The following is a 22,489-nucleotide window of genomic DNA, read 5'->3' as shown; positions in this document are numbered from 1 at the left end:
CCCCCCTGTGCGCCTCGGCCCTCCACGACCACGTCAGCTCGTCGCCGCCGCGTCCGGCGTGGCCTTGCCCTTCCAGTGCTCCAGCCCCCTGCGGACGGCATCGGTCTCTGCGCCCACGCGCTCCAACTCCTCGATGAGCCGCTCGTATTCGACGATCGCCCCCGCCACGTCACCGGCGCGACCCCGGAACCACGCGAGCGTGAGGCGGGTGTCGCGCGTGTCGGGATGGTCGGCACCGAGGACGCGGGTGCGCTCGCTCAGGTTCGCGGACAGCTCGACGACCGCGCCCACGGCGTCCCCGGCGTGGCCGCGTTCGAGGCCGAGGTCGTGCTGGACGAGCAGGGTCGTGGGGTGGTCGGCGCCCAGGACCCGTGTCGACCGGACGAGCAGGTCGGCCAGCGTGATGACCGAGGCCACATGGTGACCGGTGTTCGCCTGGACATCCGAGACGCGGAGCAGCAGTTGGCGGGTACGGGCGTGGTCCGCGCCGAAGACCCGCTGCATGTCGGCGAGCAGATCGGCGCACTCCACCGTCAACTGTGCCGCGTCCAGCAGTCCTTCGGTCTCACCGATCTCCTTGAGCATGTACCAGCGCGTTTCGAGGGTGTAGGGGTGCTCCGCCCCGAAAGTGCGCTGCTCCTCGGCCAGCACCTGGGCCAGCGCGTTGACGAGGGTGGCCGACGCGCTGTCGGAGTCGTCGGCGCCGTGGTCGACGAATGCCGTGACCGTCCTGAGGTCGAGGGTGGCGGGGTGTGCGGGCCCGAGCGCCCGCTGGGCGTCGGCCAGCGCCGACTGCGCCGTCTGCCGAGCCGCCGCCACGTCTCCGCCGCGTAGATGCATCACGGCGAGCAGGCCGCGCGCGGCGAGGGTGAGGGGAGCGGCCGGCCCGGCGACGCGCTCGCATTCGGCCGCGAGGGCCGCGACGAGGTCCGCCGTTGCGAACTGCTCTGCCGGCGACACGTCGTCGTGGCCGAGCAGCCGCTGTGCCACGGCTGCGGAGTCGGCCCCGGAAACCACCGGCTCCTCCCGCTCGACCAGCGCGTGGACCAGGCTGAACAACGTCTCCAGGGTCGCGGTGTGCTCGGGTCGGAGCCTCGTCTGCTCCCGCAGCACGAAGGCGAGTTCGTCCCGCGGTGCCTGCATGTCCCAGCCGTACCAGCACAGTTCGCACCAGGCCAAATAGTGGCGAGTGGCGAGGACGTCGGGGTGGTCGTCGGCGAGTGCCCTGCGCTGCACGGTCAGCACTTCCGTCAGCTCCGCCATCGCACCGGAGTCGTCACCGCGGGCGCCGCGCCAACGGGCCGCGCAGGCAAGCGCGCTGAGGTAGTTGCGGAAGCCGGCTTCGGACGGTGGCGCGATGCGGCGCAGCGCCTCGCGGAAAATGCGCTCCGCCTCGGCGAAACGGCCCCAGGCGCCCGCGCCGGCGCCCGCGCGGAAGACGAGCGGCGGGATGTCGTCGTCCGGCTGGTCGAAGTCGGTCGCCGCGGTGAGCACCGCGGTGGCGGCCTGGCGCAGCAGCTGCGCCTCCTCGGCCCCCGGCTCGTGCTGGGGCCAGGCGGCGAGGAGCGCGGCGGCGGCCCCGGTGACCAGCGACTCCTCCAGCGCGGTCGGTACGGCCGCGAGCACCGCCCGGCGCAGCGGCGGGTCCATGCGCACGGTCTTGTACGCTCCGCGCCGCTCGCGTTCGAGCAGGCTCATGCCGTGCAGGTCCTTGAGCGCGGTGAGCACGGTCCGCTCGGTGACCTGCGCGCTGGTGTCGCCGGAGTTCGCCGGTGCGAGGTTCTCGATCAGGTCCAGGGCGAGGGCGTGGTGGAGGACGTGCTCCGGGACGTGCTCGCCGCCCAGGACGGCGACGAGTTGGAGCACGGAGATGCCCATGCCGGGCGAGGACACGTTGTGCGCGGCGAGCACGGACTGCCAGCGGGAGGTGTGCCTGAAGGGCTCGTACTCCGCGCTCTCGACGCGGTCGAGGTAGACGCCGAGGGTGATGTCGTCGGCCGCGATGCGCTCGACGGCCACCGCGAGGAAGCGCGGCGCCTCGCCCACGACGTCGATCAGCCGGTCGAGTTCGGCGTCCCCGACCGGTCCGAGGCCGCGTGCCTCCAGGCCGCGGTCCATGTACGCGCGGACCTCGTCGCGGGTGAAGCCGCGGATGGGGAGGACGTAGGGCTCGTGGGCCTTCGGGAAGTCGCGGCGGTGGCTGGTGAGGACGACCCGGCCGACCGGGCTCGCGGGCGGCCACAGCGGGTCGTCGCCGTCGAGGTCGGCGGGGTCGGTGACGCCGTCCAGCACGATCAGCCACGGGTCGGGGGTCGTACCGCCCGCCGGTTGCAGCCAGTTGAGGAACGCGAGGGCGCCGTCCGCCGGGTCGGCGTACGACTGGCCGTAGATGTCCTGGGCGGCGCGTGCGTAGGCGGCGGCGATCCCCGCGCGGGAGGAGGCGTCGACCCAGAGCAGCAGCCGTACGTCCCCCTGCTCCCACGCCGTTTGGGCCAGCCGTGCGGCGAGCTGCGTCTTGCCGGTCCCCGGGGTGCCGGTGAGCACGAGCGGCGGGCCGCCGAGGCCGAGGTCGGGGACGTGGCGCTCCTGGAAGTACGCGGCGGGGGCCGGCACCCGGCCGATGCGGTGCGGCAGCGGCACGCGGGCGGCGGGGGCGGACGCCTGGTAGTAGTTCACCGTCTGCGCCTGGCCGAAGGCCAAGCTGCCGTCGCGGGCCTCGATCCGGATGTCGCCGTGGACGTTCGGCTCGGCGGGGTGTGCGAGGGCGGGGGCGAGCGGGGCGGCGGCTTCGGCGTGCGGGGGGCGGGCCTCGGCGGACGCCTCGGCCGCCACCGCCGGTACGGGCTCCGCGGCTTCCTGGGCCGCCCACAACATCTCCGTCAGACTCTCCCGCCACGTGGTACGCAGCCGCGTCAGGGGCTTCTGCGGCGCTGCCACGTGCGGCTCCGCCAGGTCCGGCAACGGCTCCTGGCCCAGGGCCCAGCCCAGCAACTCACCCTCGGTAAAAGGGATGTCCCGCAGCTGCTCGTGCAGCAGGAGCGCCGCCTCCGCCGCGGCGGCCACGGGCAGGTCGTCGAGGTGGTCGCGGATGCGGATCCGCCATGTCGCGCGGGCCTGCTCGCGCCAGGTCGCGGCCAGCTTCCGGGGTGCGGGGGCGGCCAGTTGCGCGGCGGTCTCGTGGAGGCGTCTGTGCGTGGCCTCGGCGCGGCCCTGGTCACCGTCGCCGAACCAGGACGCCAGCATGTCGCTCACCACGGGCCAGTGCGGCGTGCCGGCCGCCGTGACCACGGCCTCCGCTCCCATCGCCGCGATTTCGGCGAATTCCTCGTCCAGCATGTACACCCCTGTACGCAAAGGCCGTTGGCACGACGTTAACCCGTTGTGCGCGGGGACGCGCGGAGTTGCGCCCAGGGCCTGTTTTCAAAGTAGCGTCGTCCCGCCCGCCAGGGCGGGGGCCGGAGGGGCTGGGTGCGTGCGATTGCAAGGCGGAGGGAGGAGAGCGCTGGGGGTACCTCCCGCCGAAGGCAGGGGGAGGGCTGCGCCGACGACCGACAACGCAGCTGGGGGCACCCCCACGCGCAGCCGTGGGAGAGTGCGTGCCCAGCCCCGCCGGGCAGACAGGACTTCTAAAACAGGCCCCAGGGCCCGCTGGGAAAGTCCTAGCCGCGGGACTGCCAGTGGGCGAGGGCGTCGCGGGCCGCCGCCGCGGCCGGGCTGTCGGCGCCCGGGGTCCGTTCGCAGTCGGCGAGCAGGAGGGTGAGGTCGGTCGTCGCGCCGAGCACGTCGCCGGCCTCGCCGCGGAACCACGCGAGGTGGAGGCGGGCGGTGCGGGTCGTCTCGTGATCGCGGCCGAGGATGCGGGTGAAGTCGCCGATGACCGGGGCGAGTCCGGCGACGCCGCCGAGCCAGTCGCCGGCCGCCGCCCGGTGCCAGGCCAGCCGGTGGCGGGCCCGGAGCGTTTCCGGATGGTCGGGGCCGCGCAGGCGGGCGCAGCGGCCGGCGAGGTCCGCGAAGGTCGCGACGGCGGCGATGTGCAGGCCGAACGTGCCCTGTGCGTGGCCGATGTCGTCGAGGACGGCGAGGGTGCGGGTGTGGTCGGGTCCAAACACCCTTTCCACGTCGGCGAGCAGCGTCGCGCACTCGGTCAGGAGCCGGCCGCGGTCGTCGCGTGGCGGCCGGGAATCGCCGTCCACCGGGAGCAGATACGCAGACGTCTGGAGCGCGTCCGGGTGGTCCGGGCCCAGCATCGTGAGCTGGTCGTTGCACACGGCGTCGAGGGTGCTGTAGGCGTCGGCCTCGGCGCCGGTCCGGTACTGGGCGAGCCCGACCAGGGCGCGGCAGCGCAGCGTCAGCGGGTGCTCGGGGCCGAACGCCTGCCGGACCGCTACTCCGGCCTCGGTCGCCTCCTCCAGCGCGGCCTCGGCGTCGCCCGCGCGCAGGCGCGCGAGGGCGAGCAGGCGGCGGGCGTCGAGGGTGGCGAGGTGCGCCGGGCCCAGGTGCCGCCTGAGGAGGGTGACCGACTGAGCGGCGAACGCGACGACGTCCGGCTCCGTCTCCAGGGTGCCCGCGGCGGCCGGCAGGCCGAACAGCCCGATCGCCACGGCGACGACGTCCTCGCCCGCGACCTCCGCGGGCCGCAGCACCATCGCCTCCACCAGCGCGGAGAGCGTCCGCAGGGTGTCGGGGTGCTGGGGGCCCAGGACCGTGCCGCGGTCGCGGAGCACCGCGGTCAGTTCCGCCCGCGGCTGCACCGCGTCCCAGCCTTCCGTCGCGAGGCGGGACCAGGCGAGGTGGTGGCGGGTGGTGAGGACGTCGGGATGGTCGGCGGCGAGCGCTTCCCGCTGGTCGGCGAGCACTTCGGCCAGGAGGGCGACGGCCGCGCCGTCGGCGCCGCGGGCCGCGCGCCAACGGCCCGCGCACGCGGCGGCCTTGAGCCGGTCGGGGTGCTGGTCGTCGAGCACGCCCTCGGCGTACTCGTCCAGCCCGTCGAAGAACTCCTCCGCCTCGTCCTCCCAGCCCCACTCGCCGCGGCTGTTCCCCGCGCGGAACACGACGGGATGGATGCCGTCCGAGCTCACCAGCGGGACACCGGACTGCGCTTTGAGCAGGTCGCAGACGGCGTACCACAGCAACTGGGCGGCTGCCTCGTCCGGTTCGGCCTCCGGCCAGACCAGGGCGAGCGCGTCGGCCAGCGCGCCGACCACCGTCCGGACGGTGCCGGCGTCCGTCGCCGCGGCCACCGCGCGCTGGGTGCCCCGGGCGGCGGCTGCCACCCGGTAGGCCCCGGCCCGGCTCTCGTCGAGCAGGCTCATGCTGTGCAGCAGCCGCAGGGTCGCCCGGACGTCGGCGGCGGAGACGTCGGGGGCCGCTTCCGGCGCTTTGTCCGGCGTGTGGTTCAGCAGCTCCAGCACCGGCGGGGCGAAGAGGACCTGCTCGGGCATTCTGCCCACCGTCACGAGCAGTTGCAGTACGGGCAGCGCCAGGCCGGCCGGGGCCAGCCGCTGCGCGGCCTCGATGGACTGCCACTGGGCGGCGTACAGGGCGGTCTCGGCGGGTGCGCCGCCGCCGAGACGGTCGAGGTAGGTGTCGAGGGGCAGGCCGAAGCGGGCGATCTCCCGGGCCGCCGACCAGATGAAAGTGCCCACGCCGCCCAGTTCGGCGATGCGTTGGGCGACCGGGTCGGTGTCGGGAGAGCCGAGCTCCCGGTGGTCCAGGGCGTTTTGGAGGTACGTGCGGATCTCGGGACGCGTGAAGTCGGGCACGGCGACCACGACCGGCTTGGCCGCCGCGCCCGCCCTCGTGAAGTCCCGGCGGCGGCTGGTGACGAGCACGTACCCGCCCGTCGTCGACGGCGGCCACAGGTCCGTGAGGTCGGCCGGGTCGGTGACGCCGTCCAGCACGATCAGCCACGGGTGGTCGTGCTTGCCGCCCGCCGGGCGCAGCCAGTTGAGGAACGCGAGGGCGCCGGCCGCCGGGTCGGGGTAGGCCCGGCCGTAGAGGTCCTCGGCGGCGTGCGCGTAAGCGGCGACGACGGACTCACGGGCGGAGGCGTCGACCCACAGCAGGAGGTGGATGTCGTCGTCGTCCCACGCCTGTTCGGCGAACCGCACGGCCAGTTGGGTCTTGCCCACGCCGGCGGTGCCGGTCAGCACGTGCGGCGGGTCGCCGAGGTCCGGGCTTTCCAGCTCCGGGATCTCGCGGTCGAGGAAGTGCGCGGCGAGCGCGGGCACCCGACCCATCCGGTGCGGGAGCGGCACGGGCGCCGAAGGAGCCGCGGACTGGTGATAGTTGACGGTGTGCGCCGCACCGAAGGCCACGCCGTTGCCGCGGGCCTCGATACGGACGGTGCGGCCGGTGTCGTGCGGCGGCGGCTGCTCGCCCGGTGAAGCGGCGTGCGGGGTGGGCTCGTTCGCCGGATCGCTCAGCCCTGGGACGCGTCCGGCACCGGAGGGGGGACGGGGCTCGGCGGCGCGCCGGCGTGGACGTCGCCGCGGATGACGGCGGCGGCGATGGAGCGTTCACCGCTCGCCGTGACGGAGAGGTCGCCGCCGACCGCGAGGGCGTCGTCCTGGGCGTGCACGGGCGCCGCTTCGGGGGCGGGGGCTTCGGGCGCCGCTTCTGGCTCGGGGGGCAGCAGGCCGTCCAGCAGCGCCTGGAGCTCACGTACGGCGGTCGCCCGCGCGGCACCGTCGAGGTCGTCGAGGCGGTCGCTCACGCGGGTGGCCCACGCCTCCCGGAACCTGGCCCGCAGGGCGTACTTCCTGGACGGCATGGCCACCAGCCACTCGTCACGCTCCTTGCCCAGCCGCTCGGCGATCCGCTCGGCCTGGCGCTGGTCGGCGCCCCCGAACCAGCGGGCGAGGTCGGTCTGGAACTCCGGCCAGTTCTCCGCCCGCATCAGTGACACGACGGCCGTCCCCGTCCGCGCCGCGAGCGCGGCGACTGCGACGTCGGTCATGAACCCCCCTGTGCGGCTCGGCGCTTGGCTCGACGGTAACGCCTCGCGCGGGAGGGCGGGGCGCGGTTGCGTACGGGCACCCGCCCGGAGTCAGCCTGCGGCCTCCTCCGCCTCCGTACGCCAGTGCTCCGCCACCTCGCGGGCCTGCTCCGTCGCCGGGTCGTCGGGGCCCGAGACACGTTCCCGGTCGGCGAGCAACCGCGTGAGGTCGGCATGGGCGCCGTCCGGATCGCCGGCCAGGCCGCGGAATACGGCGAGGTGGTGGCGGGTGGTGAGGACGTCCTCGTGGTCGCCGCCGAGCGCGCGCTGCTGGTCGCTGAGGACGGCGGCGAGGTCGATGAGGGCGCCGACCACGTCGCCCGCCTCGCCCCGGAGCCGGGCGAGGGTGGACCGGTCGCGCAAGGTGTCGCGGTGGGCGGCGCCGACCACGCGGGTGCCGCGGGCCACCAGGTCGGAGAGCGTCATCATCGCGGCGACGGTCGCCCCCACGCGGGCCTGGGCGTCGGCGATATGCCGCAGCAGTCCGCGGGTGCGTCGGTGGTCGGTTCCGAAGACCTCCTCTGTCTGGGCCTGAACACCGGCCAGGTCCCCCAACAGCTCGGGTACTTCGAGCCGTAGCTCGTCATCGCTGATGTACGGGAGGAGGGCTTCGCCGGTTTCGAGGGAGTGGGGGTGGTCCGCGCCGAGAATTCTGCACTGCGTGGTGGCGAGGTCGTCCAGCTCCTCGTAGGTCTGCGACGCTTCCGCACCGAGGGCGTCCTCGACGAGCACGGCCAGCACCCTGCAGCGCAATGTGACGGGGTGGTCCGGGCCGATCGACCGTTCCGCCTCGTCGACGGCCGCCGTCAGCACGGTCGCCGCGGTGGCGAGGTCGTCGGCGAGTATGTGGGCGCTCGCGAGAGCGCGTTGCGCGAGGAGGGTGTCCGGGTGGCCGGGACCGAGGACCCGCCGCATCTCCTTGTGCAGGGCCTCGGCGAAGCGCACCCCGTCGAAGTCCCGGTCCCGCAGGGCGTTCTCGAAGCCGAACAGCCGTGTCGCCACCTCCATGACTTCCGGCCCCGCGCTCACACCGTTCCGGCTGTTGATCATGGCGGCGACCAGCGTGGACACGGTGGCGAGGGTGTCGGGGTGGTCCGGGCCCAGCACCCCGACGCGGTCCCCCAGAACCTCGGCAAGCGCGGCGAGCGGTTCCCGCGCGTCCCAGCTCGTCGCGTTGAGCCGGCACCAGGCGAGGTGGTGGCGGGTGGTGAGGACGTCGGGGTGCTGCGCGCCGAGGGCCGCCTCCTGGGCCGGCAGCAGCTCGGCCAGCTCCGCCGCCGCGCCGAAGTCGTCGCCGCGGGCGCCGCGCCAGCGGGCCGCCTGCGCACGGGCCTTGGGGACGTCGGGGTGGTCGTCACCGAGCCCGTCGCCGAGCCCGTGCACCGCGTGGCGGAAATACCCTTCGGCGTCGACGAGTTCGCCCCAGCTGCCGGCGCTGTTGCCGGTCCGGAAGAGGAGCGGGTGGATGCCGTCGTGCCGCCGCAGCGCACTGGACGCCGAGAACAGCAACGCGTCCGCGCAGTCCTGCAGCAGCCGCATCTCCGCCCGGCCCGGCTCGACTTCGGGCCATGCGGCGACCAGGGCGTCGGCGGCGCCGCGCGCCAGGTCCGGGTCGGAGCCGTCGCCGCGGACCGCGCGGATCGCCTGGAGGACGCGGGCCTCGGCCTGCACCGTACGGAAAGTGCCGACCCGGTCGGAGTCGAGCAGGTTGCGTCCTTCCAGGACCCGGAGCGTGGCCCGGACCTCGTCGGCGGTCACCGCCTGCCCGTCCGTCTCGGGGCACGCGAAGAGCCGGAGTTCGGCGAGGACTTGCCGCCCCGTATCGCTCAGCAGCACCTGCTCCGGTACGGCCGTGGCGCCGAACTCCGCGACCAGTTGGAGCACGGAGAGCGCCAGGCCCTCGGGAGCGGTGCGGTCGGCGGCCTCGACGGACTGCCACACCGGCTTCGCGGCGGAGGAAGGGTCGTACGGCGTGCCGCCGGCGAGGGCGTCGAGGTAGGTGTCGAGAGGGATGCCGGTCCGTGCGATCTCGTCGGCGGCCGACTCGACGAACCGGGCGGCGCTGCCCGCCCGTTGGATGCGCCGGGCGATCTCGTCCTCGTCCGGGGCGCCCAACGGGCGGTGCCTGAGGGCGCGTTGGAGGTAGCCGCGGATCTCCTCGCGGGTGAAGCCGCGCACCGGGACGACGACGGGGTTGCTCGTACCGGTGAAGTCCCGGCGGTGGCTGGTGATCAGCACGCGGCCGTCGGGGCTGCCGGGCGGCCACAGGCCGTCGAGGTCGGCGGGGTCGGTGACGCCGTCCAGCACGACGAGCCAGTGGCGCGGCTCCGTACCGCCCGCGGGGAGCAGCCAGTTGAAGAAGGCGCGGGCGCCGTCCGCGGGGTCGGGGTACACATGGCCGTACAGCTCGTGCGCGGCGCGGGCGTACGCGATGCGGATCGCCTCGCTGGAGCGCGCGTCGACCCAGAGCAGCAGCCGCAAGTCGCCGCGCTTCCAGGCGGATTCGGCGAACGTGGCGGCGAGCTGGGACTTGCCGACGCCGCTGGTGCCGGTGAGCACGAGCGGCGGGCTGCCGAGGGCGGTGGCGGCGAGGTGGCGCACCTCGCGCTTCAGGGCGTGCGGGGTCAACTCCGGGACACTGCCCATGCGGTGGGGCAGGGACACCGGGGCGGAGGGGGCCAGGGCCTGGTAGTAGTTCACGGTCTGGGCCTGGTGGAAGGCGACGCTGTTGTGGCTGGCCCGCACGGAGACGCTTTGCGCCGCAGGCTCAGCGCGCGCGGCGGGCCGCGGTGCCGATGCCGGTGCCGGTGCCGGTGATGGCCCGGGTTCAGCCGACCGCGCCGGCTGCGGTCCCGGCGACCGCTCCGGTGACGGCGCCGGCTGCGGTTCCGATTCCGGCAACGGCCGCGGCTCTGCCGACCCTTCCGGCTGCGGCTGCGGCTGCGGTCCCGACTCTGGCGACGGCTCCGGCTCCGGCTGCGATTCTGGTCCCGGCTCCGAGGGAGCGGACGCGGCGGCCGGTTTGCCGCGAGCGGCCACCCGGCGGGCGCGCTCGGCGGCCGAGGCCAGCAGGGCACGCAGCTCCGCCGCCGCGACGGCGCGTTGCTCACCCTCGAACTCTTCCAGGCGGCTGTGGATGGAACTGGCCCAGCGCTCGCTCAGAGCAGTGCGTAGCGTCTTGCTGTCCCACGACGCCCGCGTCCACGTCGAGTAGTCCGAGAAGAGCTTGTCCCGCACCAATTGTCTGCGGCTCTTGTCGTCGGCACCGATCCACGCGGGGAATCCGTCCCGCACCACGGGCCACGACCCGTTGCTGAACGAGTCGACGACGGCCTTGCCCGCCGCATCCGCAAGCGTGGCATACGTCCGCTTCGCCATGAACCCCCCTGCGCCCCGGACCCCTTGGCATGACGGTAGCCCGTACGCGCGGAGGGCGGGACCGGCTTGGCGCGGCCCCGCGTACCGTCGCGTCACGCCACCGGTGTCGCGTACCGGGTGAAGCCGGTGGTCTGCCAGGTCGTGCCGTCGACCGTGACGGCGTGGGCCTCCGTGGCCGGGAGGGATTCGAGCCAGGGACGGGCGGTGGCGCCGCCCCGGGCGTACGCGGCGGTGGCGTAGGTGTCCGCGGAGGTCAGGGCGGGGGTGAGGACGGTGAGGGAGGCGAGGGCGTCGGCCGGGGGGTGGCCGGTGTGGGGGTCGAGGATGTGGGGGTCGCGTTCGGTGGGGCCCGAAGTGGCGACGGCGAGGTCGGTGCCGGGGCCGGGTCCGGTGAGGACGATGCAGGCGAGGGAGCGCGGGAGGAGGGGGTGGGCGACGCCGATGCGCCAGGGGCCGCCGTGCACCTGGATGTCGCCGCCGCCGTTGACGCACACCGCTTCCGCGCCGGCCGAGGTGAGCATCGCGGCGGCGCGCTCGACGGCCCAGCCCTTCACCAGGCCGGTCGGGTCAAAGGCGGGGCCTGCGTAGTACGCACTGAAGTAGCCGTCCGTGGCGCGGGCGGCGGCCTCGCACAGCCGCATCACCTCCCGCATCTCCGGGGAGCACTGCGACAGCGCCAGTGTGCCGGCGGCGAGCCGGCTGACCTGGCTCTCCGGGCGGTCGGTCGAGAAGACCTCGTCCGTATGCGCCAGCCACGCCGCCGCCGCGTCGAGGGCGGTCGCGGTGCGCCGCGGGTCGCCGCCGCGTACGTCGAAGGAGAAGACCGTGCCCATGGCGCGGGCGGTGCGGTGCAGGCGGTTCTCCGAGGCCGGGGACGCGGACGCGGACCAAGACGGGGCCGAGGCCGGGGACGGGCACGAGGGCGGGGGTTCCGCCGGGGTCGTAAATTCGGGTGGGTCAGGCATGGGCTTGGTCCAAGGCGCTGGGGAGGGGCTGCGCACAGCCCTCGCTCGTGAGCATGTCGGGGTGCGTGGACGCGACGGTGGCCGGCCGGCCGACGACGCCGACGCCCGTGTGCTCCCGGACGGCGTAACCCCACAGGATGAAGCTGAGGTGCACCGGGAGCAGGCACACGACGTAGCGGCCGGGCATGGCGTGCGGGCAGGCGGCGACAGGGCCGCCGCGGACGCGGTCGCTGCCCGCGCGGCCCTCCGGCGCGGGGACGCGGGCCATGAGCAGCACCTCCTTCCCCGGCGCTTCCCGGCGCCGCCCGGCGCCTGCTCACGCCTACGCACCCCACTGTCCGGCCCGGACCTCTGCGCAGGCTCTGAAAAGGGCCCCGGAAGGGCCCCTCGGCCGGGATTCAGAGCGAAGGCAGAGGTTCGCGGCGCGGGCCGCGCGGCCCCGGGCGCGGCGCGCGATGCTGGGAGCACCATGCGACCCACTCCGCCCGCCGCCCCGGCCCACCCGCTGGCCCACCCCGACGGCTCGCCCGTACGCGTGCTGGTCGTCGACGACGAGCCCGACCTCGCGGAGGTGCTGTCGGGCGCGCTGCGCTACGAGGGCTGGCAGGTGCGCACCGCAGGCGACGCGGCCGGCGCGGTCGCGCAGGCGGCGGCGTGGCGGCCGGACGCGGTCGTGCTGGACGTGATCCTCCCCGACGGCGACGGCCTGGGCGTGCTGCGCCGGCTGCGGGAGGCCCAGCCGGAGGTGTGCGTGCTCTTCCTGACCGCGCGCGACACCGTCGAGGACCGCATCGCCGGCATCACCGCGGGAGGCGACGACTACGTCACCAAGCCCTTCAGCCTGGAGGAGGTGCTGGCCCGGCTGCGCGGCCTGCTGCGCCGCGCCGGCATGGCACGGGCCCGCGGCGACTCGCCGCTGCTGGCGGTGGGCGACCTGGCGATGGACGAGGACGCCCGCGAGGTGACCCGGGGCGGCGAGCCGGTGGAGCTGTCGCCGACGGAGTTCGAGCTGCTGCGCTACCTGATGCGCAATCCCCGGCGGGTGCTCAGCAAGGCGCAGATCCTGGACCGCGTGTGGTCGTACGACTTCGGCGGCCAGGCGCATGTGGTGGAGCTCTACATCTCCTACCTGCGGCGCAAGATCGACACGGGGCGCGAGCCGATGATCCACACCGTGCGGGGGGCGGGATACGTGCTGAAGGCCGCGCCGCCGTGAGGGTGCCGGCCGTCCTGCGTCACGCGCGGCGGCGGGGATGGCTGCCGCGGACGCTGCGGGCCCGGCTGATCTGCGGCCTGGTGGTGCTGCTCGCGCTGAGCTGCGCGGCGGTCGGCATCGCGGCGGTGCTGACACTGAGCTCGTACCTCACCGGGCAGATCGACGAGCAGCTCGCGGCGGCCGGCGGGCGCTTCCCGGCGAGCCTGGAGCACCGCAGGCGCGGTGGGCCGGGCGGCAGCGACCGCTACGCCGACACCCGGCGGCAGGCCCCCGGCACGTTCGGGGCGCGGCTGCTGCACGGCGCGGTGACGGACGCCGCCGTCGTACGGTCCGGGGCGGACACGCATGTGGCGCTCTCGGCGGCCGACCGGGCGGCGCTCGCGGCGCTGCCGGACGACGGGAAGGCGCGCCGGCTCTCCCTGTCGGAGCTGGGCGACTACCGGGCCGTCGCGGTGCCGGGCGACAGCGGGGACGTGCTGGTCACCGGGCTGCCGCTGGCGCGGGTCGAGGCGGCGGCGCGGCGGCTGGTGATCGTCGAGGCGGTGGTGTTCGGGGTCGCGCTGGCGGGCGCGGGGACGGCCGGGGCGGTGTGGGTGCGGTGGTCGCTGCGCCCGCTGGGCCGGGTCGCGGCGACGGCCGCCTCCGTCACGGCGACGCCGCTGGCCAGCGGGGCGGTCGCGCTGCCCGCGCGGGTGCCGGCCGCGGACACCGATCCGCGTACCGAGGTCGGACGGGTCGGGGCCGCGCTCAACGTGATGCTCGGGCACGTGGAGGACGCGCTGGGGCGGCGGCAGCGCAGCGAGGAGCGGCTGCGCCGGTTCGCCGCCGACGCCAGCCATGAGCTGCGTACGCCGGTCGCCGCCGTCCGCGGGTACGCCGAACTGGCGCTGCGGCAGCCGGAACCGGTGCCGGCGGGGGTGCGGCGGGCGCTGGAGCGGATCGGGGCGGAGTCCGGGCGGATGGGCGCCATGGTGGACGACCTGCTGCTGCTCGCCCGGCTCGACGAGGGCGCGCCGCCGGTGCGCGAGCCGGTGGACCTGACGCTGCTGGTCCTCGACGCGGTGGAGGACGCGCGGGCGGCCGGGCCCGACCACCACTGGCGCCTGGACCTGCCGGAAGAGCCGGTCACGGTGCCGGGGGACGGGCCGCGGCTGCACCAGGTCCTGGCCAACCTGCTGGCCAACGCCCGCGCCCACACCCCGCCGGGCACGCACGTCACGGCGTCGCTGCGCCGGGAGCCGGGGGGCGGCGCCCGCATCGTCGTGGCCGACGACGGGCCTGGGGTTCCGGAGTCGGTACGGGACGTGGTCTTCGAGCGCTTCACCCGCGCGGCCCCGCCCCCGCAGCCGCCGCAGCCCTCGCCGGGCGGTACGGGCGCGGCGCCGGCCCGCCCGGACGTCGACGCCGCGGGCGGCGGCGCCGGGCTGGGCCTCGCGATCGTCGCAGCGGTGGTCGCGGCCCACGACGGCGCACTCACCCTCGACTCCCACCCGGGCGCAACCACCTTCACGGTGACCCTGCCGGCGGGGTGACGCTGCGGGCACCTCCGGGGTGGGCTCGCGGGCCCGGTGACCCCGCGGGTGCGCCCGGAAGCGGCCCTGCGGGCGCGGTGACCCCGCGGATGTGCCCGGAGGTGAGCTTGCCGGCGCGGTGGCCCTGCGGGCACTTCCGGAGGTGGCCCTGCGGGGCCGGTCGCGGGTGCGGCCCGCCGCCCCCCTCGGCGGCGGCCCGCACCCGCGGGTCAGCCGGTCGCGCCCGGCGACGTGGTCGTGGTGCCGGCGCACCACGGCTGGTGGACGGGGCGGATGAGCCCGGCCCGCAGGACGACGCGCGGCGGATCGCTCTCCAGCCGGGTGGTGAGGGCCAGTTCGCTGCCGTGCGGGATACCGGCGGGCCGGACGACGTACGCGATGCCGGCCCCGTTCTCCTCCACGCGGAAGACGCTCTCGGGCGCGTCGTGGACCGGCACCTCGACCGGCGGCGGGGCCGGCTCGCCGGTACGGGTGACGGCGCAGACCTGGGCGCGGCTCAGGACGAGGGCGGGAACGCCCATGCGCCGCAGGTCCGCCTGGAACTTCTCCGCGTCGAAGAGACGCGGGCCCTTGGTGAAGCTGATCCTGACCCGGCCGCCCGGCTGCTGCGCCAGGACGTAGTCGTCCGTCGTGATCCGGTGCGGCGCCGAGGCCGCCGGGGCCTGCGCATGCCCGGTGTCGCCGCCGCCCGCCGACAGGGCGACGGCGGCCACCGCGGCGACCGCCGCGACGAGGACGCCTGCCGCGGCCGGCTTCCACCGGCGCGGGCGCCGGGCGTCCGGGAGGGGTGCGCCGGGCTCGGTCGCCAACTGCGGGGTGCCGGAAGTCTGCTCGATCTCGTGCATCAGGAACTCCTTGAGGTGCTCGCGCCGGCCCTCCGGCAGATCCCGTTCCGCCGGGATCGCCAACAGCCGCGCCAGTTCCTGGCGTTCGGCGGGGGTGGGCCCGACGGGCGTACCCCCGCGGGACGTTGTGCTCATCGGGCTCCCTCCTGGGTGGGCCGGGTCGCGCGGTGGGCGCGGCTGCCCGGTATCTGTCCGCGTCCGCCGCGGAGTTCCCCGTTTTCTCCGGATATCTGCCCGTCCGCGAGCTTGCGCAGCTTCTTGCGGGCCCGCGCCAGCCGCGACCGCACCGTGCCGATCGGGACGCCGAGCGCCCGCGCGGCCTCGGCGTAGTCGAGTCCCGACCAGACGCACAGCGCGAAGACCTCGCGCTCGGCGCGCCGCAGCCGGCCCAACGCGGCCTGGACGGCGGCCAGTCGCTCGGCGTCGTCGATACGGCAGACCAGCTCGTCGGCGAAGTCGGGCAGGACGTCGTCGCGCGGCAGCCGGGCGGTCGCGGCCTCGTAACGGCGGGCGGTGCGGGTGGTGTTGCGGGCCGCGTTGGTCGCTATGCCGAGCAGCCAGGGGCGCAGCGAGCCGCCGTCCGGGTCGATCCTGGCCCGCAGCCGCCAGGCTTCGAGGTAGGTGAGGGCGGTGACGTCCTCGGCGGTCGACCAGTTGCCGGTCAGGCGGAAGGCGTGGTTGTAGACGGACCGGGCGTACTCGTCGTACAGCCGGCCGAACGCGCCGGGGTCGCCGGCGCGCAGGCGTGCGCGGTCATCCCTCTCCATGCCCTGTGAGCTGTCCGGCGGCGCCCCGGCGGTTCCCGTGACGCCCGTCACACGGCACTGCCGGGCTCCGAAACTTTCGGCCCGTTTCGGTGCCGGGCCGGCGCGCGGATCACGTCCGCGGCGGTGCCGTGCTGTCCCGGACGACGAGTTCGGTGGCCAGTTCCAGCCGCCGGGTGCCCGCGGGCAGCACCGACTCGACGCCCTCCAGGACGATCCGCGCGGCCATCGAGGCCATGTCGCCCAGCGGTTGGCGCACCGAGGTGAGCGGCGGGGAGGCCCACGCGGAGGTGGGCAGGTCGTCGAAGCCGACGACGCTGATGTCCGGCCCGACGCGCAGCCCCGCGTGCCGGACGGCCTCGTACGCGCCCATGGCCTGCAGGTCGCTGCACGCGAAGACGGCGGTGGGCGGGGCGGGCAGGGCGAGCAGGTCGCGCATGCCGGCCAGGCCGGCGGCGTGCCGGAAGCCGCCGGCGCGGGTGAGGGCGGGGTCGACGGGCAGGCCCGCGGCTTCGAGGGCGGCGCGGTGGCCGTCGAGGCGGGCCCGGGCGCCGAGGACGTCCTCGGGGCCGGCCAGGACGCCGATCCGGCGGTGGCCGAGGTCGAGCAGGTGCTGGGTGGCGGCGAGTCCGCCGTGCCAGTTGGTGGCGCCGACCGACGGCATGCACGGGTCGGGGCTGCCGGCCGGGTCGACGGCGACCAGCGGCACGCCCAGGTCGTGGATCTTCCGCCGCTGGGCCGGGGCGAGTCCGGTGACGGCGAGGACGACGCCGTCGCTGCCGCGCCGGGTCAGGTTGTCCAGCCAGCGCAGCACGTCGGCGGGGCGGTGGTGGACGGCGGTCACGACCAGGCAGGAGCGGTGCCGGGCGGCGGCCTCCTCGGCGCCCCGGACGACCTCCACCGACCAGGGGCTGTCGAGTTCGCCGACGACCAGGTCGACCAGGCCGACCAGGTGGGTGGGGCGGCTGCGGCGGCGCAAATAGTTGCTGCTCTCCAGCAGCGCCTCGACCCGCCCGCGGGTGGCCTCGGCAACTTGCGCCCGCCCGTTGAGCACTTTCGACACCGTGGCCACGGACACGCCCGCCTCCTGGGCGATGTCGGCGATGGTCACCCGGGTCTGCGCCGGGACCCGTAACGGCTGGTGCGGCGGCTGCGCGGGCGGGCCCGGTAACTGCGCCCGGCGCCGCCCGCCGGGTCCGCCGTCGTGCCCGTGGCGCCCATCACGCCCGCCGCGCCCGTCGTCGTGCCCGTCGTCGTGCCCGGTTCCGGCCACGGTCACCTCGCTGCCGCCCCGGCCTGCGGCCGGGCTCGATCCCCTGCTGTCCTCGTACGACCTCATCACGCGCGCAGCCTCTCACGGGGCAACGTAGCCGCACTTTTACCAGGGAAGCCATTGACGAAACGTCACCGAAATCGTACGTTCCCAGGCACCTAAACTTTCGCAAGTTTCCACGATCGGGTCGGAATCCAGCTCGCCGGCCCGGAGGAGTGTTGTGCGTACCATGAACCGCCTCGTGTCCCTGCGGGCGACGGCCGCGGTGGCCACCGTGACCGTCCTCGCGCTGACCGCGACCGCCTGCGGCGGCGCCGGTGGCAGTGCCTCGGGATCGGGCGATCCGGTGACCGTGTGGTCGCTGTCGAACGACGCGCTCAACCCGGTGCAGAAGCAGTCGATCACGTCGTACAACACGCAGCGCGGCGGCAAGGTCACGATGAAGACCTTCGACAACGACCCGTACAAGCAGAAGCTCCAGTCCTCGCTCGGCGGGTCCGGCGGCCCGGACGTGTTCCTCAACTGGGGCGGCGGCAACCTGGCGCAGTACGTCAAGGCCGGGAACGTCGCCGACCTCAGCGGCAAGCTGTCGGCGGACTTCAAGAAGGAGTTCCTGCCGAGCGTGCTCGCCGGCGGCGAGGTCGACGGCAAGGTCTACGGCGTGCCGATGGAGGGCGTGCAGCCCGTCGCGCTGTTCTACAACAAGGACGTCTTCAAGACCGCCGGCATCGACGCCCCGCCGGCGACGTGGAAGGACCTGCTCTCCGACGTCGACAAGATCAAGAAGAAGGGCATCACGCCCATCGCGCTGGCCGGTTCGCAGAGCTGGACCGAACTGATGTGGCTGGAATACCTGCTGGACCGGGTCGGCGGGCCGCGGGCCTTCGCCGACATCGAGGCGGGCAAGGCCGGCGCGTGGGAGAACCCGGCCGTCGAGACGGCCCTCGGCATGATCAAGGACCTCGTCGACCGCGGCGCGTTCGGCAAGAAGTACGCCAAGGTCAACCAGGACGCGGGCGGGACCAACGCGCTGCTGTCGCAGGGCAAGGCCGGCATGCTGCTCATGGGCTCGTGGGAGTACGCCGACATGCTGGCCGCCGCCCCGCAGTTCATCAAGGACGCCAAGCTCGGCTGGGCCCCCTTCCCGACCGTCGCCGGCGGCCAGGGCGACCCGAAGAACGTCGTCGGCAACCCGTGCAACTACTTCTCGGTGACGCAGAGCTCGTCGAACAAGTCGGGGGCGGTCGACTTCATCACCAAGACCGTCGACCAGCCCTCCTACATCGCCGACCTGCTGTCCATAGGCCACGTCCCCGCCATCGCCGGCATCAAGGGCCAGCTGATGGGCGCGATCAACCCGCAGTACACCGGCTTCGTCTACGACCTGGTCGCCGACGCGCCCACCTTCACGCAGTCCTGGGACCAGGCACTCGACCCGGACATCGCCACGCTGATGCTCAACGACCTGCAGAAGGTCTTCAACAAGCAGATGACACCGAAGGAGTTCGTCCAGTCGCTCGCGGCGGCGTCGTAGCCCCCGGCCCCTCACCGCGGCTCCAATTCGACGGTCCGTCAGTCGTATTCGGCGTTTTCCGGACCGGTCGCCGCGAAGCGGTCTACGATCCCCATCCGGGCGACTGCGCGCGACGACGGGGGGCGAGGCCAAGTGCCGAGGCTGCATGGGCGCGAGCGGGTGGTGAGTTACGTCGGCGACGCGCTCGTACGCCACGGGGTGCCGGCGGCCGTACCGCCGGTCGTGCTGCTCGCCGGGCCGCGCGGGTCCGGCGGGACGGTGCTGCTGGACGCGCTGTGGGGGAAGTTCGCCCAGGACTGCCTGAGCGTACGGCTGGACCTGGCCGCCGCGCAGGGCGTCGAGGACATCGCGCTGGCCGCGGTGCGCGGGCTCGGCCGGCGCATCCCCGGCATCCGGCCGATCGACTTCGCGCGCACCGTCATGGTGCTCAAGGCGCTCAGCTTCGTCGACCCCGGTGGCGGCCGGACCGCCTTTGACGCCTATATGCGGGCCCGCCCGCAGGACGCCGAGACGCAGTCGGCGCTCGACAACTGGAGCACCCGCGCCGCCCCGCTGCTCAGCCCCGAGCAGCGCGGGCTGCTGGACGCCCTGACCGGCCTGCTGGGCGCGCTGCACACCGCGGTCGGGCGGCACAAGGACGCGGTGGCGATGCGCTGGCTGGCCGCACGCGGCGAGGGCCGCCGCGAGTGGGACCTGCCGTGGCAGCTCTACCGCGCGCACCAGGCCCCGGACTCGCCGGCCTTCCCGCGGCACCTGGTGGCCCGCACCCTGTGCGCGGCGCTGCTCGCCGACCTGCGGCACGACTTCAACGACTCCTGGCCGCGTATGCAACGCCCCCGCAACTGCCTGCTGTTACTCGACGACGCCGGCGGCAGCACCGCGGACCTCTTCCTGGACATGCTCGTGGAAGGCCGCCGGGAGGCCGCGGCGGCCGGCGAACGCCCCGACCCCGCCGTGGTGGTGGCCGTGCAGCGCGGCAGGGTACGGCCCGAGGCGGCCCGGCTGCTGGACCCGACCGACGAGCGGCTGGCCTTCGGCACCCGGCATCCGCTGGCGCCCGGCGGCGAGGACCACCCCGTGTGGTGGTACCCGGTGGCGCTGTCCGACCTCAATGAGGAGCACGCGCTGGCGATGTGCACCAGCAGCGTGCTCGGCCGGCACAAGCACGACGCGACCTTCCTGCACGAACTCACCGGCGGCCACCCGGAGTCCACCGACCGGCTCGCCCACCTGCTGGCCGGCTTCGGCCGCACCCCGCCGGCCGAGCCGCAACTCCCGCCCCCGAGCGCGCACCACCCGGGTACGGCAGGGCAGCGCCCGGCCGCGGACCCGCCCGCCCCCTTCGACCCGCGCCGGCTGCTCGACGCCCGGCTCGTCGACGACGCCCACCCGCTGCCCGACGACTGGCCGCCACCGCCCCGCGCGGACACCACCGTCGAGGACTACCTGCTGCGCCGCGCCTTCACCGACCGGCTCACCAGCACACCCGGTGGGGTCCTGCGGCCCGACGACAACCGGGAGCTCAACGTCATGGCGGTGCTCGCCGCGACACCCGGACTGCGCCGCGGGGCGTGCAACTCCACGCTCCAGTACCTGGGATGGACCGGCTACGACGCCGACGCCGCCCAACTCGCCCTGCGCGACGCGATGTGGCTGGAGGAGACCGAGGACGGCGAGGCGGTACGCCTGCACCCGCTGGCCGCACTGCTGCTGCGCCGCTGGCTCGGCCGCTCGGCCGGCACCTGGCAGGACGTGCACATGGGGTACGTCGCCCACTACAGCCGACCCGCGCAGACACCGCTGCGCCACCTGCACACCCTCGCGCAGGCCGAACCCGGCCGCCGCGAACCGCTCACGACCGTCACGGCCTACCTGGACGAGGAGTTCGGCCGCGGGCCCACCACGCAGTGGCTGCGCGTCCTGGAGCAGGTCACCGCCGCGCCCAACCGCCTCACCACCCGGCTGGACCCGCGCTCCTACGTCACCTCGCTGGCCGGCCCCGCCGAGGCCCGCAACCGCCGCCGCGCCATCACCCGCCTGACGGTGGCCCGCTGGCTGCACGCCGACCGCTGCTTCGACCCGGCCCACCAGCTCGCCCACACGATCGCCACCGAGTACGACCACCTGGCCGAGATCACCGACGACAACGAGGTTCTTTACCAGCAGGCGGGGAAGTACCGCCGGGTCGAGAGCGCTTGGAAGGACTGACGAGCGAGCGGCCGGAGTGGGCGGCTGAGGCACGAAGCCGTTCGCGCAGGGCGCGAGGAGGAATGTCCGCCCAAAAGAGAAAGCAGGTCCAATCGTGGCACGTCCCCTCGCCTACGCCCGCTCGTACGTCGCCCATCTGCCCGTCGCCGCACGGCGGTTGCTCGCCGGGGCGTGCGTACTCGCGCTCGGCGCGGTCGCGTACGGGATCTACGTCCCCGTGAACCACCTGCTCGGCAAGTCCTGCATGCACAAGGGCGCGACGAGCGTCACGCACCACGGCTCCAACGGCGAGTGCGTCGGCATCACCGACGGCGCGTACGTCTTCCACTCCTCGCTGCGGGACGTCGAGGACACGATCCGCCAGGAGAACCGCAGCGTCGTCAAGGAGCACCCGACCAACTACGTCAGCGTCGTGCTGCTGCTGCCGATATCGCCGGACAAGGGCAGCATCATGTCGATGCCCAACGCCCTGGAGCAGTTGCAGGGCGCCTACACCGCCCAGCACTACGCCAACCGCAACAACGTCAAGGGCCTGACCCCGTACATCCAGCTGCTCATCGGCAGCGACGGCTACCAGGCCAACGGCTGGCAGACCGCGGTCTCCGCGATCGAGGACGGCGGCAAGCAGCACATCGCCGCCGTCGCCGGCTTCGGGCTGAGCCTGAGCGGCACGGAGAGCGCCATCCGGGACCTCACCACGCACGACATCCCGGCGTTCGGCGCCACGCTCACCTCCGACAACTACGACAACATCAAGGGCTTTGTGCGCGCCTCGCCCAGCAACGCCGACAACGCGGCGGCGGCGCTGGCGTACGTGCAGTCCGACTACAAGCGGGCGGTGCTCGTCGAGGACGGCAACACCGGCGACAGCTACGACGTCACGCTCGTCAGCGGCTTCAAGAAGTTCTCCGCGATCCCGGGCCACCAGATCGTCGGCGTGGAGCCGTACGACACCTCCGAGCGGGACCGGGACGGGCAGAGCGCGGACGAGCGGCAGCGGCACCAGACCGAAGTGGCCACGCGTATCGCCCAGATGACCACCAACATCTGCTCCGCGCAGCCCGCGGTGGTGCTCTTCGCCGGGCGCGGGCAGGACATCGGCGTGCTCGTGCACGCCTTCTCCAACACGTGCCTGGACAAGAAGATCAGGATCGTCAGCGGCGACGACGTCACCAACCTGCCCGACAGCCCGCAGCTGCGCGCCGACCTCGCGAGCGGGCACGTCACCGTCGACTACGCCGGCGTCGCGCACCCCGGCGAGTGGAGCGCGGGCGTCGCGCACGACGCCGGGCACAGCGAGCAGCAGCGGGACGGCGCCGAGGGTTTCGCGACCTTCTCGGGGGCCTTCACGCCGCTCTTCCCGCACGGCTACCTCGGTGACGGCAACGCGATGATGGCGTACGACGCGACGCTCACCGCGGTGACCGCGATCCGGCTCACCAACCAGGACCAGCCGGAGCCGGACGCCGTCCTCAACGAACTCGGCGCGATCCAGGGCGGCGGCGCCGTCTACGGGTCGAGCGGGCCGATCGGCTTCACCGCCAACTACCAGACCAGCAAGACCGGTTCGAACCCGGTGGGCAAGCCGATACCGATCATCCGGCTGACGGCCCGCGGCAACCCGGCGGTGCTGGCCGTCAAATGGCCCGCGCAGGCCCCGCCGGTGGGCTGAACGCGCCCCGGGGCATTCGCGCTTCGGGCCCGGCGGGGGTCGGCTAGGGTACGGACGGGATCACGGCCCGGGCCCGACCGGTGGCGCACCGGGGCGGCACACCGG

The 22,489-nt window shown here is 74.5% G+C and carries 14 protein-coding genes; 5 read left to right on the top strand and 9 right to left on the bottom strand.

The features are described 5' to 3' along the window. Positions 1 to 33 precede the first annotated feature (33 nt). From HCN08_RS08155 to HCN08_RS08130, 6 genes are all read right to left on the bottom strand, one after another. Positions 34 to 3,336: a tetratricopeptide repeat protein gene (locus tag HCN08_RS08155; protein WP_167982231.1), complete on the bottom strand. Its 3,303-nt coding sequence runs from the start codon at positions 3,334 to 3,336 to the stop codon at positions 34 to 36. 323 nt (positions 3,337 to 3,659) lie between these two features. Continuing rightward, positions 3,660 to 6,230 carry a hypothetical protein gene (locus HCN08_RS08150; protein WP_167982230.1) on the bottom strand — a complete coding sequence of 857 codons (2,571 nt, stop codon included), beginning with the start codon at positions 6,228 to 6,230 and terminating at the stop codon, positions 3,660 to 3,662. A gap of 191 nt (positions 6,231 to 6,421) precedes the next feature. Continuing rightward, a complete protein-coding gene (locus tag HCN08_RS08145) occupies positions 6,422 to 6,958 on the bottom strand; it encodes a hypothetical protein (RefSeq protein WP_167982229.1) in 537 nt (178 codons plus the stop codon). Between the two features lie 90 nt (positions 6,959 to 7,048). After that, a complete protein-coding gene (locus HCN08_RS08140) occupies positions 7,049 to 9,742 on the bottom strand; it encodes a tetratricopeptide repeat protein (protein WP_167982228.1) in 2,694 nt (897 codons plus the stop codon). 725 nt (positions 9,743 to 10,467) lie between these two features. Next, complete coding sequence (locus HCN08_RS08135) at positions 10,468 to 11,208, bottom strand: FAD:protein FMN transferase (RefSeq protein WP_167982227.1); 741 nt, start codon at positions 11,206 to 11,208, stop codon at positions 10,468 to 10,470. 124 nt (positions 11,209 to 11,332) lie between these two features. Further along, entirely contained in the window at positions 11,333 to 11,608 is a 276-nt protein-coding gene (locus HCN08_RS08130; RefSeq protein ID WP_167982226.1) for a hypothetical protein, read from the bottom strand. Positions 11,609 to 11,809: 201 nt separating this feature from the next. Between HCN08_RS08130 and HCN08_RS08125 the strand changes: the two genes are divergently transcribed. Both HCN08_RS08125 and HCN08_RS08120 read left to right on the top strand, forming a co-directional pair. Further along, positions 11,810 to 12,556, top strand: coding sequence for a response regulator transcription factor (locus HCN08_RS08125; RefSeq protein WP_167982225.1), 747 nt, complete (start codon positions 11,810 to 11,812; stop codon positions 12,554 to 12,556). Beyond that, on the top strand, positions 12,553 to 14,088 hold the full coding sequence (locus tag HCN08_RS08120) for a sensor histidine kinase (protein WP_322974310.1): 1,536 nt from the start codon (positions 12,553 to 12,555) through the stop codon (positions 14,086 to 14,088). Before HCN08_RS08125 ends, HCN08_RS08120 begins: the two co-directional genes overlap by 4 nt. Before the next feature lie 209 nt (positions 14,089 to 14,297). On the opposite strand, the gene HCN08_RS08115 is transcribed toward HCN08_RS08120, so the two are convergent. The 3 genes from HCN08_RS08115 to HCN08_RS08105 form a co-directional block, all read right to left on the bottom strand. Further along, positions 14,298 to 15,068, bottom strand: a complete 771-nt coding sequence (locus HCN08_RS08115; protein WP_167982224.1) for a hypothetical protein — start codon at positions 15,066 to 15,068, stop codon at positions 14,298 to 14,300. Further along, positions 15,065 to 15,700: an RNA polymerase sigma factor gene (locus HCN08_RS08110; RefSeq protein ID WP_167982223.1), complete on the bottom strand. Its 636-nt coding sequence runs from the start codon at positions 15,698 to 15,700 to the stop codon at positions 15,065 to 15,067. Before HCN08_RS08110 ends, HCN08_RS08115 begins: the two co-directional genes overlap by 4 nt. A 109-nt stretch (positions 15,701 to 15,809) precedes the next feature. Further along, positions 15,810 to 17,036 carry a LacI family DNA-binding transcriptional regulator gene (locus HCN08_RS08105; RefSeq protein ID WP_167982222.1) on the bottom strand — a complete coding sequence of 409 codons (1,227 nt, stop codon included), beginning with the start codon at positions 17,034 to 17,036 and terminating at the stop codon, positions 15,810 to 15,812. Positions 17,037 to 17,199: 163 nt separating this feature from the next. Between HCN08_RS08105 and HCN08_RS08100 the strand changes: the two genes are divergently transcribed. The 3 genes from HCN08_RS08100 to HCN08_RS08090 all read left to right on the top strand — a co-directional run bounded on the left by HCN08_RS08100 (position 17,200) and on the right by HCN08_RS08090 (position 22,384). After that, on the top strand, positions 17,200 to 18,504 hold the full coding sequence (locus HCN08_RS08100; protein WP_167982221.1) for an extracellular solute-binding protein: 1,305 nt from the start codon (positions 17,200 to 17,202) through the stop codon (positions 18,502 to 18,504). A 132-nt stretch (positions 18,505 to 18,636) separates the two neighbouring features. Beyond that, positions 18,637 to 20,712 (top strand): ATP-binding protein, encoded by a 2,076-nt coding sequence (locus HCN08_RS08095; RefSeq protein ID WP_167982220.1) that lies wholly within the window; start codon positions 18,637 to 18,639, stop codon positions 20,710 to 20,712. Positions 20,713 to 20,806: 94 nt separating this feature from the next. Continuing rightward, the gene (locus HCN08_RS08090; RefSeq protein ID WP_322974309.1) at positions 20,807 to 22,384 is read left to right on the top strand and encodes a type 1 periplasmic-binding domain-containing protein; all 1,578 of its coding nucleotides are present in this window, start codon (positions 20,807 to 20,809) and stop codon (positions 22,382 to 22,384) included. Positions 22,385 to 22,489: the final 105 nt, after the last annotated feature.

It is taken from the genome of Actinacidiphila epipremni, from assembly GCF_012034175.1.
Classification (GTDB): Bacteria; Actinomycetota; Actinomycetes; order Streptomycetales; family Streptomycetaceae; genus Actinacidiphila; species Actinacidiphila epipremni.
The sequence above is the reverse complement of the archived record's forward strand: the minus strand, read 5'-3'. Positions and strand labels throughout refer to the sequence as shown.

What these genes read in the sequence shown, in the direction of transcription:
- HCN08_RS08155 (WP_167982231.1), bottom strand. Translation starts at nt 3,336, where the DNA reads ATGCTGGACGAGGAATTCGCCGAAATCGCGGCGATGGGAGCGGAGGCC.
- HCN08_RS08145 (WP_167982229.1), bottom strand. Translation starts at nt 6,958, where the DNA reads ATGACCGACGTCGCAGTCGCCGCGCTCGCGGCGCGGACGGGGACGGCC.
- HCN08_RS08135 (WP_167982227.1), bottom strand. Translation starts at nt 11,208, where the DNA reads ATGGGCACGGTCTTCTCCTTCGACGTACGCGGCGGCGACCCGCGGCGC.
- HCN08_RS08130 (WP_167982226.1), bottom strand. Translation starts at nt 11,608, where the DNA reads ATGGCCCGCGTCCCCGCGCCGGAGGGCCGCGCGGGCAGCGACCGCGTC.
- HCN08_RS08125 (WP_167982225.1), top strand. Translation starts at nt 11,810, where the DNA reads ATGCGACCCACTCCGCCCGCCGCCCCGGCCCACCCGCTGGCCCACCCC.
- HCN08_RS08115 (WP_167982224.1), bottom strand. Translation starts at nt 15,068, where the DNA reads ATGAGCACAACGTCCCGCGGGGGTACGCCCGTCGGGCCCACCCCCGCC.
- HCN08_RS08110 (WP_167982223.1), bottom strand. Translation starts at nt 15,700, where the DNA reads ATGGAGAGGGATGACCGCGCACGCCTGCGCGCCGGCGACCCCGGCGCG.
- HCN08_RS08105 (WP_167982222.1), bottom strand. Translation starts at nt 17,036, where the DNA reads ATGAGGTCGTACGAGGACAGCAGGGGATCGAGCCCGGCCGCAGGCCGG.
- HCN08_RS08100 (WP_167982221.1), top strand. Translation starts at nt 17,200, where the DNA reads ATGAACCGCCTCGTGTCCCTGCGGGCGACGGCCGCGGTGGCCACCGTG.